The organism is Mucilaginibacter rubeus (assembly GCF_003286415.2).
GTDB lineage: Bacteria > Bacteroidota > Bacteroidia > Sphingobacteriales > Sphingobacteriaceae > Mucilaginibacter > Mucilaginibacter rubeus_A.
In genome coordinates, this window is sequence record NZ_CP043450.1 from 2,237,159 (window position 1) to 2,254,164 (window position 17,006).

The window sequence follows — 17,006 nt, forward strand, 5'->3', positions numbered from 1 at the left end:
TTTGCTTTTGCCGGGAGTAACTATAAAATTAAAGGCAGCCATAAATTTTTATATAGCTGCCTTACTATTCCTGTCAGTGGAAACTACCAGGTTTGTCCGATTAAAGAAAATGTAATACTAATTGTTCCCATTCCTCTCCTAAAGAGATGTTTGGCCTGGTCTGCCTTGCTCTACTATACCAATAGTCGGCATTTCCAATATCGCCTTCCTTGCGGTGCAAATATGCGTGCACCCAGGCCGATGCCTGATCACCCAGGTGATCAACCTGCGCATGCGCCTGATGCCAATCGCCTTTACCATCATACCAAAGACTTTTTAATAGTACAGAAAGTCCGCCGTCTGGCTGTTCTGCAGTTAATGATGCTTTAAATTCTGCTAAAGTTTTCATTGGGTATTTGTTTTTTCGACAGTTGGCGTTACGAAAGTAAATGCCAGCTTATTTGTAAATATCCTAAATTAATCGGGATCATGTATTACCAAAAGAAACATATACATGGCCTACAGTATTGTTGTGGCAGTTATGGCGATGGTTGGTTAAGGGGCTTTCAGTAACCGCTAAATTTTCACGATTATCTTCTTCTTATAAAATATTAACATAGGTAGCCAAACTATCAGTGTAAATATAATAGCGGTAATAAAAGATGCCCACTGCGGGCCAACTATGTTCTTAAAAACAAGATCGTTAATAATATGCATCCCTGAAATTCTACCCTGAGCTGTTGTGATATGAATTAATCCAAAAGGTTCAGGCAATACTTCAGATAGCACATAGGAGGCAATAGCATTAATACCAAACACGGTGAAGATCCAATAAGGCATTTTGATTTTTTTAATATCGATAAGCAGGTAGCAAAGCGCGAAAGCTACCATACAGATCCCGCCGGCATATAAAACATATGAGCTTGACCAAAGCGGTTTGTTTAACGGAAAGAGCAGACTGAAAAGCAACCCGGCTATGGTGAATAAGCAGCCCATGACGGCAAGGCTACCGAATTTATTTTTTGCAGATAGTTTCAGCTCTTTTAATATCGCACCCGCATATAAACTTACCATAGCCGAGCAAACTGCCGGCAAAGTGCCTACTATGCCACAGGGATCTGTGTACGCAAATTTGGCGAGGTGCTTTTCTGAAAGGAAAAACCTGTCTATAACAGCAGCGATATTATGCGTAGGTGTTACAGCATAGGAACCCTGCAAGGGGATAAGGCAGACAACAATATAATATCCGATTAAAATTCCTCCGAAAACGTATTTCCATCTTTTTTGAGGGATATATAGGTAGATCACTGTCGACAGAAAATACACAACGCCTAACCGGGGCAGTACGCCCGGGAAACGCAATGTGCTAAAGCTGAAATTATACACCAACTGAATTCCCCAACCGATTAGAATTAACAAAACCATCCTTTTTAGCGCTTTGAGAATAATATCGCTGTGTTTTTCAGGATAATCTTTTTTTGACTGCAAAGCGAAAACAATAGAAATACCCATCATAAAAATAAAGCAGGGAAATACCAGGTCGGTAGGGGTACAGCCGTTCCATTCCGAATGCTTTAATAGGGCGAAAGCGTGGTCGTGATCGCCGGGGGTATTAACAATGATCATGGCAGCAATAGTAAGGCCACGGAAAACATCTAATGATTGGAGGCGCTCTTTTACTGAGTTCATTAATTGGGTTGGCTTATAAATATTTATGGATCAAAAGGAATTATGCTGCAATTTAATTAAAATAAATCTAAACGTGTACGTACACGTTTAGATTTATTTTAGTTTTGTGAAGATTTGTGTAACAACAATACACGTGTTTTTAAAAGAAGATAGAATAACTCAATTCGTCTGTATATTTGGTGTCTGAACATGAAAGAAAGTAACTCAAACTCAACGGGTGTTAAGGAAATTGCCCGGCTCGCTAATGTTTCTATCGGTACGGTTGACAGGGTGATCCATAACCGCAAGGGTGTATCAGACGAAACCCGTAAAAAGGTTAATGCCATTATTGAAGAACTGAATTTCAGGCCCAATAAAATGGCCAGCCTTTTGGCCCGTCGCGACCAGGTGAATATTGGTGTACTTATCCCGAAAACATCCAGCGAAACCAATTACTGGTCGTACCCGCTGGTGGGTATCACACAAGCTGTGGACGAGTTAAAGCAGTTTGGAGTAAGCGTCACGCACTTCTTTTATGATTTAGATTCAAAAAATAGCTTTACCACTGCGAGCGAGCAGATACTGGCTGCTGATTTACAAGGGGTGTTACTTGCACCGTCGTTTATTGAAGAGTCACTTATGCTTACCAAGAAGCTAACGGAGGCCAATATCCCATTTGTTTTTATCAACTCTGATCTGCCCCGGCAGGAGAGCTTAAGTTATATCGGGCCAGACCTGTTTCAAAGCGGTAGGCTTGCGGCGCAGATTATCAGCATGATGGCCCGCGAAGCCGACGATATATTTATAGTCAATATCTCTACCGAATTGGAACTCGATCACCATTTACTAAGAAAGGAACAAGGCTTCCGGAAGTATTTTGAGGAACATAATATTGCCAATACGATACTTACGCTTAATATCAACCATACCGATAATCAATCGGTTAAAAAACAGCTTAGTAAAGCGCTGGCTTCGGCCCCAAATGCGCGGGTATTGTTTGTCACCAACTCAAGGGTAAACGTGGTGGCGCGTGTGCTGGCAGATCACCCGCAAAAACTAATCCTAATTGGCTATGATTTTATTGAAGAAAATATCCGTTGCCTCGAAAATGAATCTATCTCATTTATTATCAGTCAGCGCCCTAAAGAGCAAGGTTACCAGGGTATCATGGCGCTCTACAAACATCTTTTTGGCTTAGGTGATGCAGAACGTACTAACTACATGCCGATAGATATCATCACCAAAGAAAACTTCCATTATTATAAAAATTAAAATAATGTTTTGATTCCCCGTAGGAGATACCTATTTGTAGATAAATTAATTATAAAATTAGTGCCTCGTAGAGGCTACCCTTATCATATCGACTATAAACTTCTCCATTAGGGTAGCACCTACGGCGCAGAAAATAATTTAATCATGATTCTACAAATAGGTAGCACCTAACGGTGCACGCTGTTAATAGCCGGGGTTTTGTGTTAACTGAGCATCCTTATTCAGGTCAATCTCTGATTGAGGTATCGGTAACAACAAATACTTATCAGATATGCTGGTGATCTTTTGCCCGCGGTTTTTAACCCTGTCAACCAGTGTTTTGGTGCGCATCAGGGTCATGCGGCGATTCTCTTCGGCAATCAATTCGCGTACGCGCTCATCCAATATAAAATCCATTGTAATTTGTCCTGAATTAACTAAAGGGGCATGAGCCCTGTCGCGCAGTACGTTTATACTTGTGGCGGCACCGGCTGTGTTGCCCTGTTTAAATTGCGCTTCGGCTTTAAGTAAATAGGTTTCACCCAGGCGCATGATGATCATATCCTTGATCATGCTGCTGCCAAACTCATCGTTAGGGTCAAACTGGTCCCACTTGTTTGTTTTGGGTACAATGTTACGGTTGGTGTCAATACCCGGCCCCGTAACCAATTTGCCGTAAAGGGAGCTTGACGGATCATTATAATAATATTTGCGACGCAGGTTGTATTGCGAGTTGCGCATGTCATTCTTATCATACAGGTTAAGCACAAAGTATGTTAAAGCCATCCGACTGATACCACGGCCGCCCAAGCTATCGCCTATGATCATACCCGGCGTGTTGTAGTAGCGGCTACCCCAGGCCCTGCGGTGTTGTGAACCGGTAAAGTGATATCCCGGAAACTTGCTGTCAATATCCGGGCCTGCACCGTTAGGTACCGATGCCGGGTTTTCTGTTTCCTGCACCCAGATGGCTTCGGTATTGCCCTGGTTACGACGCTGGTTACCAAAAATGAACATATCGGCGAAGGCGTCGCCGGGTTGGTTGGCATGTACGCCGTAACGGTTCCTGATCAAGCTAAAAAAGCCGCTGTTAATCACGGAGTTACACTCGGTTTCAGCGTCAGGGTTTTTGCCCATCCTCAGGTAAACCTCTGCCAATAATTGAGAAGCCATAGCGGTGTGTGGTGTTGAGGCTACTGCTAATTGATCAACCGTTGGCGCGTTTTGTTTAGCAAAAGTAAGGTCCTGTACAATGAGCTTGTTTACATCATCAAGCGGTGCGCGTACAAAATCAGTTTTAGGCGCGGTAAGCGGCGTGGTAATAATAGGCACGCCGCCAAATAAGGTAGCCAGGTAATTATAGGCTAATCCTCTGTAAAATAAGGCCTGTCCCTTAATACGATTTTTAAAGCCGGTTGATAGGGTTAACTCTGGTTGATCAATATTGGTTACCACATTATTGGCGTTGTTAATGAGCAGGTAGCACCATCTCCAAACAAAATCTATCGATACATCCCTTGAGGTAAGTTTTTCATAGTTTGTGTAGGGTATGGCCATAGGGTCCAGATCATCGATGGCTTTGTTATAGGCCACATCGGTGCCCATTTGCCATACGCACAGAAAGCCCTGGTTACCATTCTGGTTTTCGTTTTGATTGTTCCAGAGGTTGTAAGTGTATTGTAAACCTACTATACCCGCTTCAAAGGCAAGTGAATCTTTGAGCGCCGCAGGGGTAAATTTGGAGTAAACGGTCTCCTTCAAAAAGTCCTTTTTACAGGAGTTGAGCATCGCACCTATGGCGAGCAGCACCGTTAGCAGTTTGATATATGTTTTCATAATGCTTATTTCAATGTGATGTTTGCGCCAATAATAAATGTCCGTACCAAAGGATAATTGCCTCCGGTGTCGCCGGTTGCGGCGTAGTTAGCTTCGGGATCCCATCCAAACCAATTGGTAAAAGTTGCCAGGTTACGGCCGGTTACATACAAAGTAAGGGCGCTGAGCTTGAGCTTATCGGCCAATGAATTAGGCATGGTATAGCTAAAAGTAGCATCTTTAATACGGGTAAAGTTTGCCTTTTGCGGATAGCCGTAGTTAAGGTAATTTACATAGTTGATGGACGGACGGACATCGCTTTGGTTAGTTGGTGTCCAGTAGCCCAGGCCACTCACAACGTTTTGCCTGCCACCATAGTCAACAAAATTAGTTAGCTGGTTATATTTGGTAACGCCCTGTACGGTTTGGATGAACACACTCAGGTGAAAGTTTTTATAATGCCACGCGCTGGTAACACCGCCTGTCCATTTAGGTGTTGATTGGCCGAGGATAGTCTGGTCTTTACCATCAGATGTAATAACGCCGTTATGATCCAGATCGGCAAATTTCAAATCGCCGGGGATGGCGCCAGGATCTTGTTTAGATGGATCTTCGCCAACCTTCCATACGCCAACCTGCTTGTAGTCATAAATAACATAAATAGGTTTGCCAATAAAGAGGCGGTTGCCGATATCGTCTTTTTTGTCGCCATACAAGTCGAGAATCTTGTTGTTGTTGGCCGCGAAGTTGAAGTTGGTTTCCCATCTGAAATCACCGCTGATGATGTTTTGGGTGCGTAAAGTAACCTCAATACCTTTGTTGCCAACTTTACCCACGTTGGATACAATGTTGAGATAGCCCGTTGCGGCAGGTAGCTGGCGGTAAAGCACCAGGTTTTTTGTGGTGGTTTTGTACCCTTCGATAGTACCACTAACGCGACCTTTAAATAAGCTGAAATCGATACCTATATTAGCGCCATAAGTGCTTTCCCATTTCAGGTCGCTGTTGCCCAATATATCGGCAACAATACCAGTTGTAGGTTTGCCACCTGACGGAATGCTGGTGGTTGAAAACGTAGTAACTGTTGAGTTAGGTACCACCGCCGATTGGTTGCCTGATAAACCATATGAACCACGTAGTTTAAGGTTGTCAATAAACTCAGCCTTTTTCATGAACGATTCATTACTCATGTTCCAGGCCACAGCAACCGATGGAAATGTACCGTATTTATTGGTGTTACTGCCAAATGCCGAGTAACCGTCTCGACGGGCTGTGGCTGTTATCAGGTAACGGCTATCATAGCTGTAATTGATCCTCGCCATTTGCGATACAATGGTAGTTTTAATGTACGATGAAGACGCCGAGAACGTAGAAGCGCCTTGTAATGCATTAAACTGCAGCGCATCGTTAATAAAGCCTGATGCATTGATGGTTGATGAATACTCACGGTTCTGCTGGGCGCTATAAAGACCGGTAAAGTCAATATGGTGCTTATTCCAGTTCTTTTCGTAGGTCAGAATGTTTTCAACCACCCAGTTGTTCCGTTCGCCATTGCTTACCGTTGCCGAGCCATTGGTAATATCTCCGGCCAATCTTCCCTGGTAGTATTGATACAGGGTAGGGAGGTAGTTGTAACTGGCATTAACACGGTATTTTAGCCCAGCGAATGGTTTTACTTCAGCATAAACGTTGGTTATGAAGTTCTCGCGCCTGTCGTTCCTTGTTGTTGTAAGGCCGAGCATAGGGCTTTGAAAAGCCAGATCGCCCGACATGGGGAAAATTGTATAATTGCCATCCGGGTCTTTAAACCTACCATAAGGACTCATTTGCATAGCCTGCTGCAGGTTTACGCGACCGCCGTCAAAGTTATTGAGTGTCATGTACAGGTTAGCGCCAACAGTTAAAAAGCTGGCCAATGTAGCATCAATGTTTGAGCGGATGCTCCCGCGTTTGTTTTGGAAACCTTTGAGCAAGCCTTTTTCGCTGAAGTAATCGCCCGATACAAAGTATCTTACATCCTTGCCGCCACCTGTAATGCTCAGGTTATGGTCCTGAATAAAGCCCTGTTGTGAAATTTCCTTTAGCCAGTCGGTAGTTTTCCCGGCAGCATAATTTTCCTGCTCATATTGGTTCGGAACGGGGAAATTATTGTCTACACCGGCTTCCAGTTTATAGTCGGCATATTTCTGCACATACTCCGCCGGGCCCATAGGTTTCACCTTATGTGCAAAATATTCCGGCCCCGCATAGTTACTGAAAGAGATTGACGCTTTACCTGCTTTACCATGTTTGGTAGTGATCAGTAAAACACCGTTGGCACCACGTGTACCATAAATGGCAGTGGCCGATACATCTTTTAATATATCTATTGAAGCAATGTCATTGGTGTTGATGTCATTTAAGGAAAGACTTTGAAATGGCGTTCCGTCAATAACAATCAACGGATCAGAGCTTCCCGTGATGGTGTTAACGCCACGCACCACAATGCTGGGACTTTCCCCCGGGGCATTTGTACCTGTGGTGATGTTAACGCCAGCAACGGTACCTTCCATTGCCTGTAACACGTTTGGTGCCGGTATTTCGGCTAAACGGGCTTTGGGAACCGATGACACCGAGCCCGTAACGTCCGATCGTTTGGCGGTTCCATAGCCTATAACAACAACATCGGCCAGTGTTTTGTTGATGGAAGTCATCATGATCTGTATTGGTGCCGATTGATTGGCCTTAACCTCTACAGGATGATAGTTTACTGCCGAGATTTCCAAAATAGCGCCGGCGGCTACTTCAATTTTAAAGGAGCCGTCGGGATTGGCAACCGTTCCTTTGGTTGTGTTTTTAATTTTGATGGTAGCGCCACTTACGCCCTGAAGCGTTAGGCTGTCAATTATCCGGCCGCTAACCAGGTAGTTTTGCGCGCTTGCCCGGTAGCTTCCTATAATAAACAGAAAAAGCACGGCAAACTTCAATGTCATCTTACCCCAACACCGGGATAGGGTGTATCCGTCTAAGGCAAAAGCATGCATGTTGATAGGTGGTCGTAGTTTCATCATAGCTCTAATTGTTTGGTTTTAATAAATGTTAATTCATTGATCTGTGATTAAAAATGGTAGAAACTGGCAGAAGAATTATTGTTACGTTAACGGTAACAATATAAACGTGTACGTACACGTAAACAAATTTATTTGTTTTTAATAATTTTCCAAACGTTTTGGGAATTTATTTATCGATTAGGGCTAAAAAGGTTTAAAAAAGCGGGAAAAGCAGGTTTTTAGGTCTATAAAGACCATAAAATCAGGATAATTAGGAGGATGAAAATAGAGGAGGAGCTTAAAGAACTTTAGGAGAAATGTATCTGCCTGAAAAATTCAGGGCGATGGAAATCGGGAGAGGGGGTATCAATGTAAACCCACGAAAAATAATGAGGTTGAGGGAGCATATCGCCGCATTGGGTGAAATTGGCTTCGCAGGTTATGTTTTGAAGAGAGGATATATTGCTAAATAGCAACGCGTTAAGGGGGATATAAACATTGATTTTCCAATTGATTAACCCGGTGTTATTTTGGTTGCTGATAGAAACCTGTAGGTTTTGTTCTATTTTGTGCAGTATCAAAGCAGGTAAAAACTTTCGTTGAAACCTATCCGGACCGTAAGCCGCTTTTATTGAACCAAGACAGTTAAACTCAAAATTATAATAGTTTATATCGCCGGGGAATCGGAAAAAAAACTCTACGCAATTGTCAAAGTGAACGTCATCGTTGAAACTTCTTTTTTTAGAATGCAGAAATTTATCCCAGACATCAAAAGCTAACCATATACCATTGCTATCATGGGCGATGCCAATTTGGGATTCCTGTTGTAAGGATGTATTCCATAAAGCATGTTGCAGGCTCAGCGCAGCCATATCGCTGCCTGCGGCAGAAAACGGAATAACTGTTTCTGTAGAGATCATGATTTATGGTACAATCAGGGCTTTGAAATGATAGCTTATAATAGCGAGGCACTTTGAGTATAAAGGTACAAGGTAGCGTTATGGTGTTCACGCAGAATGGTTGACGGAAATTCAACTGATACCGGCTCATTCAGTGTTTTCCGTACCGCATCGGCTTTATTGATCCCCGGTACCATACAAAATATATACTTAGCTGCTACTAAGACCGGTATGGTAAGGGTTAATGCTTTTACCGGTACATCTTCAAGTTGTTTAAAACAACCATCATTAACCTGCTGCTGGCGGCAAACCGGGTCGAGTGTTACGATCTTGATAATCTCGGGGTCATTAAAATCGGCTTGGAAGGGCTCATTAAAGGCAAGATGCGTGTTTTCGCCTATCCCCATAAAAACAATATCAGGCGGGTTTTGATTAAGCAGGCGGGCGTAACGTTTACGTTCCGTATTTATATCCGTTGTATTGCCATTTATGTAATTTATGCTCCGGAAATTGGCGTGACCAAATATGGCTTCTTTTAAAAAGTTCCCAAAGCTTTGAGGCGCATCTGCAGGTAAACCCAGGTACTCGTCCATGTGAAAAGCGTTAATCCTTTCCCATTCAACGGAATCATCATTTTTCAGGCTCTCTAAAAAAGCTGACTGTGAGGGGGCCGCCGCGAAAATGATGTTGATATGCTCTTTTTCGCTCAGTAATTTATTTATCGTTACTGCGGCATCGGCGGCAGCTTTCGCGCCGAGCGCTTGCCTGTCGGCCAGGATGATTACGTTTAGGTTTTCGTATGTCGTTTTCATTTGATTATCAAAAAAAGCCTTTTTTAAGCCTTGTAAATAGTTTGTCCTTTCACAATGGTTTGCAAGACATTAAAGTCGTCGGTCATTAATACCAGGTCTGCATCTTTGCCCACTATTAACGAACCTTTTTGCTGATCAACGCCCATTACCCTGGCCGGGTTAATCGTCATCATTTTTATCGCTTCCCCCAGTGGCACATCTGCCAGTTGAACCATGTTTTTAATCAACTTATCACATGTTACCACGCTGCCCGCAAACGCCGAGCGATCAGGTAGTTTAGCTACATCATCTTCCACAATAACTTTAAAATTATCTTCCAAAGTACCGAGATAGCTTTCACCGGGAGGCAAACCGGCCGCTCGCATTGCATCGGTAATCAATGAAATATTATCATATCCCTTCAGTTTGCAGACTAATTTGAGCAGGGCGGGGGGAAGGTGTACGCCATCAGCAATGATCTCAACCGTCATATTATCCAGAAAATACGTAGCCTCAACAGAGCCGGCATAGCGGTAAGCATCTTTACGGAACACAGTGGACATGCAGCTATAGAAATGTGTTACATGTGTAAATCCATTATCAAACGCTTCAATCACATCCTCAAAAACAGCATCGGTATGTGCTATTGCAGCTAATACGTTTTTGCTTTTCAGATATCTGCCAAAATCCATAGCTCCGGGCAGTTCGGGAGCCGCGCTCCAGCGTTTTACGAAAGGGAATCTTTCAATAATCCGGGTATATTCGGCTGGATCAGGATCTTTGATATAAAGCGGGTTTTGTGCTCCCTTTTGTTCCATAGAAACATAAGGTCCTTCTATATGAAAACCAATAAATTGAGCGCCTTTAATATTAACCAGCGATGCTGATTCATAGCATTCCAATGTCTTCTCCAAATCGGTGAAGCTCGAGCTCAGGCTGGTAGGGGTCATGGCGGTAGTCCCAAAACGCGCGTGCATTTCGGCTATCTTTAAATAAGCTTCAACGTTGTTATCCATAAAATCAAAACCGCCTCCGCCATGCACATGGATATCAATAAAACCGGGACATAAAAGATTTCCCCCGGCGTCAATTTCATTGTCGCAGGTAAAATCAACCGGGCCGTTTTCAATGACTTTGATCCGCCCGTTTTCGGCTATCAAGGTGCCGTTAGGGTAAATGCCGTTGGGCGTTATAATGCGTGCGTTGCTTATTTTTAAAAAAGGTGACATTAGTTGGTCCTTAGTTTCCATGTGTTTAGTTTGTAACCCCGTAGCGCGAAAAATACCAGATATGCGTAACAGGGCAGTAATATAACGTCGGCAAGGTAGCCATATATCATCGGTAAAAATGTTTTCAGTTTTACTTTGGTTTATTTTTCGTGTACGTACACGATGCAATAATAGTGAATTTTCAATATCAAAAAAATATTTTTTAATTATCTGTGCAGATAGAGCGTAAATGCCCATGCTAATACAATAGGAGAGGCGTTTGCTTTCGTAGTAATTCAGCTGGTTTCTAAATTGATGATTATAAACTGAAATTTAATGCAGCTCAATTTGACCGCTCCAAATTTTATTTCAATTTAGGGATAATAATATTTGGAAAATTAAAACCAACAAGATAATTTCGTTTTATCGTGTACGTACACGATAAAACGAAATTAAGATATGAAAAACCCTCGGCTCAATTTCACGAAACTTACAAAGCAATACTTATTAGTGGTGTTATTACTTTGTTCGATTAACATTCAAAGCCATGCGCAGAATAAGTTAAAGGTGAAAGCCTTTCACGTTGATCTGCGGATCCAGGTAATGACCATGCCGGCGTTAAAACAATTAGCGCTGAAACTGCATAACCAGGGCATCAATACATTGATTATGGAGTGGGAGGGTTCATATCCTTATAGCGGGGAAGTAGTTATCTCTAATAAGTACGCTTATTCAAGGGCAGAGGTAAAAGATTTTATAAAATACTGTGGCAGTCTGCATATAGATGTTATCCCGTTACAGCAAACTTTTGGGCATGTTGAATACATCTTAAGGCATTATAAGTATGCTGCATTAAGGGAAGACGATAAGGATTTTTCGCAGGTATGCCCAAGCGAACATGAACTGAACCGGGAGTTGTTTACCAAGCTGATTAAAGATATGATCAGCCTGCATGATTCGCCGTACGTACACATTGGTGGCGACGAAACCTTTTTATTGGGGCATTGTGAAAAATGTAAAAAGAAAGCTGCCGAAGTAGGGTTGTCACGATTATACTTTGATCATATCAAACTCATATGCGATATTGTTAGCGGGTTGGGCAAGAAACCGGTAGTATGGGCAGATATCGCCCTGAAATACCCGGACTATATTCACTTGTTGCCTAAAGAAACAGTTTTTGTTGACTGGAATTATGGCTGGAACCCAAATCTTTTTGGCAACCGTGATAAGCTGCTGGCCAGTGGCTATGAAGTATGGGGTGCGCCATCTATTCGCAGCGAGCCCGATAATTTTTATATTGAAAAGTGGTGGAATCATTTCGAGAATATCCACAATTTTATACCGCAGATCAAAGCTTTACATTATCAGGGCGTGGTGATGACTTCCTGGTCAACCTCGGGAGCTTACTCAACGGTATTTGACTCTAATGATGATCCGGTGGCTTTATATCCCATCCGTCGTGTTTATCCCTTATCAGCATTTAATCTACTCATTACAGCCTACACTGAGGCGGTTAAAAGTAATCAGCCATTGGATATATCCGCTTTTATCCGTGGTTACTGCAAAACCAATTATGGCTTTAGTCTGACGGATGCAGAACTGTTCAGAACAGCCCTGTTTACGGCTCCTTATCCTGTTGCGTTTGGTAAGGTAAAAGGGAAAACAGATTTATCGCTTGATAATTTAGTTGACAGTACGCGTTCCGCGTTAAATACCTTGAATAAACTGAAGCCACAGAAAAACCAGCAGGAGTTTGAGCATTACCGTTTAATGGCCGAAATCAGGTTGTTTTACCTAAACACGCTACGGTTGGAAGCCGCTATGAACAGCGACGAATTTAACGAAAGCGTAAAAGGGAAATACCGTGCCACTGCAGTTGCATTGAAGGATCAATCCGTTAAACTTGATGAAAAATTTAACCGGCTTAACGGCGGGTTTTTAAAGGCAGGCGAACTTGCTGATGAAAAGGCGCTTCGCAACGCCAAGCTTAATGAACTTTTCGATAAGCTTGTGAAATAGATTTGGAACGAAGAAACACTTCTGAAAACATTTTCAGAGGTGTTTTATTTGTCAAGCTGAAAATTCAATCGCTATTATCGGAGATCTAAAACTTGCGGTTTATAGTCTAAATTAAAATGGATAATACTGCTTGAAAAAATTTTACAACTAACAGATTAAAATAATTGCGAACGCAGGGTATTTTTTAGCGCGGAAAAGAAAATAATTCGCATATTTACGACCCGATAAAAATCAAATACCCGACTCCGTAGCTCAGCTGGTAGAGCAAATGACTCTTAATCATTGGGTCGAGAGTTCGAATCTCTCCGGGGTCACCTTAATCTTAAGTCTCTGAACATTTGTTTAGGGACTTTTTTTATGCTCTATTGCTTTTAAAAGGGCATTTTTCCGTTTGCCGTGTGAAAATGCTTACAATAAATATAAGCATTTTTTGCGGAATCTACAAGTTTTTTGATTAATCAGTGAGGTCAAAATGGCGCATTCTTTGGCGCAGTTTATGGCGCATTTTTTTAGGGTGGCTTCTACCTTTTAACCAGCTGAGCTACGGAGTCGGTAAACAACGACATTATTTACAAATAGTTCTTTAGCATTTATTTGCATGAGGCTCAGCCGAACAAAATCCAACTAAAAAATTGTATTTGGTGAAAATTATTTAGTGGCATAAAGAAAACAAGCAATTTGTTAACGACGTTCATTAATATTTATTGCTCGAATATCCAGCTATCAAAAATCCCATGTTAACGACACCCGAAAATGCCTCGATTGCGCTTAGAGCCTTTAACCAGCCATTAGGGCTAAAATCCCCGTAACCCAATGTCGTGAAAGTAATAGTGCTAAAGTATATGCTGTCGCCTAAATTAAAAGTTTTATTGGTAGTATTAGCAGAAATAGAATTACTATCGGCCCAATAAATAACACCAAAAATTAGTATGATGGCAATTGATAAATAAATTATTCGATGTGGTTTACTTCCATAAACCCAATAATAATAACTTAAAGACTTAGTCAGATAATTCCAACCTGTTAACTCTTTTCTTACAAGTTCATTCTCTTTTATAAAATACATTCTTGCAATATCATCGTCACCTTGGCTTTGATAAATTTTTTTGAAGGTTTTATAAGCACCAAAGTTACTATCTTGAAGATTAGGATCTACGAGTATATTTGTTTCGAAAAAAGTACAATCTCGTATAACAGGATTAAAATTTCCATTATAAATCTTTACTTGATAGAGTTTTGAATTCGAAAAATCGCCGCTTACGTCACAGTCAAAAAATAGCCACTGTTGAAGTTTGGACTTATTTAATGTAAGATTAATGACTTTACAATATTCAAGTTTGAGGAGTGGCATGCTAAAATCTTCGGCGATCCAATTGTCACATACACAATAGGAACAGTGAAGATTTCCTTCTTCTCCAAAATTTATGTTTCCGTCAAACTTTAATCCACATAAATTGGCAAATTCGATATACTTACCCCTATACAAAATCCCAAAGCCGTTTACAGGTGCAGAAATACCTCCCATTTTTAAAAGTTCAAATTCAGTTTCATTTGCATATACATTCGCATGAATCCAAACTCTTTCCGAATCATGATTAGGGGCACTTCTCAAATTTACATATAGGATTTCTTGATACTTATTCCTTTCTTTGAGCCAGTCTAAATAGGATATAAATTGTTGTAAGAACTCAAACTTAAAAGTTTGTCCAAATTGAACCCTTACTCCTTCAATTTTTCCATCAGTAACAAAAAGTTTTTCCTTTTTTCCCGAACTTTGCTTTGTTAAAAAAAGATTTTTACTGCTCTTTGAGACCTTTTTATGTGCAAGAAATGGCGTGATTTTCCCTGTAGCTATAATTATTTCGTTTGTAAGTTTATTATCTACTTTCCATTCTTTAAATAGAACTAAAGTCTTATCAAAGTGGTTCAATAATTCTGGAAAGTCATGCAGTTTTCGCCACTCGATAAACCTGCTTTCTGACAACGCCCAAAGATCCGCAATTTCTGGTTTAGCGTTGTCTTTGATTCGTTCAAATAAATCTAAATCGGCCTGTTCTTTCTCTTCAAGCCACTTCTCTCTAAATCTATTCATTCAATAACCTCTGTGATTTTAGACGATGAACTTGAATTGATTATTCTGAAAACTCATCCACCTAATGAGATCAATAATTGCTTCAACAGAATTAGCAAGATTAAAGCGAACTAATAGATGCAACGTATTCCGTTAAGTTTCGAGTCTTAGAAACAAGTTTCAAATCTTGTTTATCATCTTTATTGAAGTCAGCGCTATCTATCACTTCGATACACTTATTAAATGCTTCAAGCGATGCTGTATCATCATTTAGAATATTTAAAAGATATTCACAATACTTTTCAATTTTCCTTCCATTATTTAAAGGTGGTAGACTTTCTCCTTCAAATAGTATTCTAAACAACATTAAAATATGGAATCTCACTTTTTTATAAGCAGAATCGATAGTTCGTCTTCTAAAATGGCTTTCCAATTTGTAATAAGCAAAAGAACTGGTGTAGTAAGGGGCGTAGGCATGGTCAGCGATAAAAATCTGGTGCTTACCCTCATTTAGTCTCCTAACGATTAATCCAAAGAAGCTGGTAACATTGTGCGGTTCATTCAAAAACATCGCAGCAAATGATTTTATTTGATATGGAACAGTGATAATCTTAGCTTTAGGTATAGAATTATCATTGTTATACTGTTTAGCCCTTCGTTCATAGTAAAGTCTTTCATCACCAGAATAAGCATTAAAATATTGTTCTAATCCCCGTTGAAATTCTGTCAAAGCAGCGAGTTGCTCTTTTTTAATAGGCGTTTGATTGTTCGTAGCAAGTGTAATACGTGTTTTTACATCATCATCATTAGTTGCTATCAATTTAATTGGAACTTGAACTTTGCTGATATATTCACTATCTCTACTGCTATAAAGAACATTACTTGATTGACAGCCATTTACAATTTGATAATCAAAAATTGTAAACTTATCCCCGGTTGGAGATATTGAACTTGCTACAATAGTTACACCATTATTTAAAACACTAAATATCTCAGAATCAGGGCTCTTTAATGTCTTGGCAATACCACCATTGACGTCATTATTTTCGCCTTGGAAGTCTCTAACATTATCTTCGAAAACGTTTAATAAGTTTCCTTCATCATCGGATACTATTTTTCTAAATTCTTCAAAAGGAAGAAGTCCTATATACGCCTGAGATACACCGTTTATTGACGGCATCGTAATTCTGTTCGAAAAATTGATAGTAGTGCTAATAGATTCTTTAGTCTTTCTATAGGCGTTCGCTATCTCCCTTGCACCATATGGTACAATACTAACGCTATCAAATAAATTTTTTTGCTCTAAGCTATTGTATCCAGAATTTATAACGGCTAAAAGATTAGCATCGTCAGACCATTTTCCAGTGGTTACATAGAACAATTTTAATGTCGGGTTATCTCGAAATCGGGGCGCCTTACTATATAAATAGTCTGAGATTTCAGCAAATTTCTGAATGTCAAGATTACGAACAAGTTTTGGTTGTTCGTCAAAAAAGTCGTTTACACCAAAAATAAAACTATTTATAGCACTTCCGTCAAAGTTAGACGATGTTTTAGATTGTATAAATATGTAAGTAATTTCTAAAGAGCTATTAGTCTCTAATAGATCATCTATCTCTTCAGTAGATTCTATTAGTTGGCCATTTACGATGATGGCTATTCCATCTATTCCAGTGTCATTCCCATCACCAACTGTTAAAGTATTTATATCAAATGTTTTTGAATATTCGTTAGATACAATAGAATAGTTAACTAATTTTTCGAAGTCTTTAGAATCTCCCTCAGAAGCCAATTCTTGATTTGTTAATAACTCGGTGATTAGGCTTTTAGTTATTTTGTCCATTGTGAATTAAGGTTGTCGTCTACGAATGTAATGAAAATTTGTGCTTAAAAGCAAGGCAAATTGCAGTAACTAAGGTAATCTTAAATTAGAATCATTTGTATCTATTTTTATTAGTAACATAAATTGATCATTTTATACCACTCAACTATTTGGATAACTTACCATGTCCATATTGTGGCAATCACAAAGATTTTTGTATTATAAAATCTCCCCCTCAAAAATGTGCAGTTGAAAATTTTTCAAATTTTTTAATGCCTTAATTGTCGCTTCAACTCACTTTTTATCGTAATCATGTATCTTTTGAACCCATTATCCCGATTTTAATAACAAAATCAAGCTTTTTGTGCGCCTTCAAGGCGGATTCTTGGACCAGCGAGTACAAAAGGGGTGATTTCAAAGACTTATTAAACCAATAATCAAAGGTTTCGGTACA

The 17,006-nt window shown here is 40.3% G+C and carries 11 protein-coding genes and 1 tRNA gene; 3 read left to right on the forward strand and 9 right to left on the reverse strand.

Annotation, left to right across the window (positions count from 1 at the left end; all coding sequences use genetic code 11):
* Positions 1–100: 100 nt before the first annotated feature.
* Entirely contained in the window at positions 101–388 is a 288-nt protein-coding gene (locus tag DEO27_RS09100) for a hypothetical protein (protein ID WP_112569180.1), read from the reverse strand.
* 167 nt (positions 389–555) lie between these two features.
* Positions 556–1,668, reverse strand: coding sequence for an acyltransferase family protein (locus DEO27_RS09105; protein ID WP_112569178.1), 1,113 nt, complete (start codon positions 1,666–1,668; stop codon positions 556–558).
* A 189-nt stretch (positions 1,669–1,857) separates the two neighbouring features.
* Here DEO27_RS09105 and DEO27_RS09110 point away from each other — a divergent pair, with 189 nt between their 5' ends.
* Entirely contained in the window at positions 1,858–2,919 is a 1,062-nt protein-coding gene (locus DEO27_RS09110) for a substrate-binding domain-containing protein (protein ID WP_112569176.1), read from the forward strand.
* A 183-nt stretch (positions 2,920–3,102) separates the two neighbouring features.
* Here DEO27_RS09110 and DEO27_RS09115 read toward each other — a convergent pair whose 3' ends face one another.
* From DEO27_RS09115 to nagA, 5 genes are all read right to left on the reverse strand, one after another.
* Positions 3,103–4,734, reverse strand: coding sequence for a RagB/SusD family nutrient uptake outer membrane protein (locus DEO27_RS09115; RefSeq protein ID WP_112569174.1), 1,632 nt, complete (start codon positions 4,732–4,734; stop codon positions 3,103–3,105).
* Positions 4,735–4,739: 5 nt separating this feature from the next.
* Positions 4,740–7,763 (reverse strand): SusC/RagA family TonB-linked outer membrane protein, encoded by a 3,024-nt coding sequence (locus DEO27_RS09120; RefSeq protein WP_112569172.1) that lies wholly within the window; start codon positions 7,761–7,763, stop codon positions 4,740–4,742.
* 287 nt (positions 7,764–8,050) lie between these two features.
* Positions 8,051–8,662: a carbohydrate-binding family 9-like protein gene (locus DEO27_RS09125; protein WP_112569170.1), complete on the reverse strand. Its 612-nt coding sequence runs from the start codon at positions 8,660–8,662 to the stop codon at positions 8,051–8,053.
* A gap of 35 nt (positions 8,663–8,697) precedes the next feature.
* On the reverse strand, positions 8,698–9,453 hold the full coding sequence (locus DEO27_RS09130) for a 6-phosphogluconolactonase (protein ID WP_112569168.1): 756 nt from the start codon (positions 9,451–9,453) through the stop codon (positions 8,698–8,700).
* Between the two features lie 23 nt (positions 9,454–9,476).
* Positions 9,477–10,682 (reverse strand): N-acetylglucosamine-6-phosphate deacetylase, encoded by a 1,206-nt coding sequence (gene nagA / locus DEO27_RS09135; protein WP_223818198.1) that lies wholly within the window; start codon positions 10,680–10,682, stop codon positions 9,477–9,479.
* Positions 10,683–11,099: 417 nt separating this feature from the next.
* On the opposite strand from nagA, the gene DEO27_RS09140 reads away from it, so the two are divergent.
* Together DEO27_RS09140 and DEO27_RS09145 are read left to right on the forward strand one after the other, a co-directional pair.
* Positions 11,100–12,659, forward strand: a complete 1,560-nt coding sequence (locus DEO27_RS09140; protein ID WP_112569165.1) for a beta-N-acetylhexosaminidase — start codon at positions 11,100–11,102, stop codon at positions 12,657–12,659.
* A gap of 241 nt (positions 12,660–12,900) precedes the next feature.
* Positions 12,901–12,973, forward strand: a tRNA-Lys gene (locus DEO27_RS09145).
* 380 nt (positions 12,974–13,353) lie between these two features.
* On the opposite strand, the gene DEO27_RS09150 is transcribed toward DEO27_RS09145, so the two are convergent.
* Both DEO27_RS09150 and DEO27_RS09155 read right to left on the reverse strand, forming a co-directional pair.
* Complete coding sequence (locus DEO27_RS09150; RefSeq protein ID WP_112569163.1) at positions 13,354–14,751, reverse strand: potassium channel family protein; 1,398 nt, start codon at positions 14,749–14,751, stop codon at positions 13,354–13,356.
* Between the two features lie 100 nt (positions 14,752–14,851).
* Positions 14,852–16,573, reverse strand: coding sequence for an AIPR family protein (locus DEO27_RS09155; protein WP_112569161.1), 1,722 nt, complete (start codon positions 16,571–16,573; stop codon positions 14,852–14,854).
* Positions 16,574–17,006 lie beyond the last annotated feature (433 nt).

Bases quoted from the DNA above. Each gene is read 5' to 3' on its own strand.
- DEO27_RS09130 (WP_112569168.1), bottom strand. From the start codon at position 9,453: ATGAAAACGACATACGAAAACCTAAACGTAATCATCCTGGCCGACAGG.
- DEO27_RS09155 (WP_112569161.1), bottom strand. From the start codon at position 16,573: ATGGACAAAATAACTAAAAGCCTAATCACCGAGTTATTAACAAATCAA.
- DEO27_RS09100 (WP_112569180.1), bottom strand. From the start codon at position 388: ATGAAAACTTTAGCAGAATTTAAAGCATCATTAACTGCAGAACAGCCA.
- DEO27_RS09110 (WP_112569176.1), top strand. From the start codon at position 1,858: ATGAAAGAAAGTAACTCAAACTCAACGGGTGTTAAGGAAATTGCCCGG.
- DEO27_RS09105 (WP_112569178.1), bottom strand. From the start codon at position 1,668: ATGAACTCAGTAAAAGAGCGCCTCCAATCATTAGATGTTTTCCGTGGC.
- DEO27_RS09150 (WP_112569163.1), bottom strand. From the start codon at position 14,751: ATGAATAGATTTAGAGAGAAGTGGCTTGAAGAGAAAGAACAGGCCGAT.
- DEO27_RS09125 (WP_112569170.1), bottom strand. From the start codon at position 8,662: ATGATCTCTACAGAAACAGTTATTCCGTTTTCTGCCGCAGGCAGCGAT.
- DEO27_RS09120 (WP_112569172.1), bottom strand. From the start codon at position 7,763: ATGATGAAACTACGACCACCTATCAACATGCATGCTTTTGCCTTAGAC.
- DEO27_RS09140 (WP_112569165.1), top strand. From the start codon at position 11,100: ATGAAAAACCCTCGGCTCAATTTCACGAAACTTACAAAGCAATACTTA.
- nagA (WP_223818198.1), bottom strand. From the start codon at position 10,682: ATGGAAACTAAGGACCAACTAATGTCACCTTTTTTAAAAATAAGCAAC.
- DEO27_RS09115 (WP_112569174.1), bottom strand. From the start codon at position 4,734: ATGAAAACATATATCAAACTGCTAACGGTGCTGCTCGCCATAGGTGCG.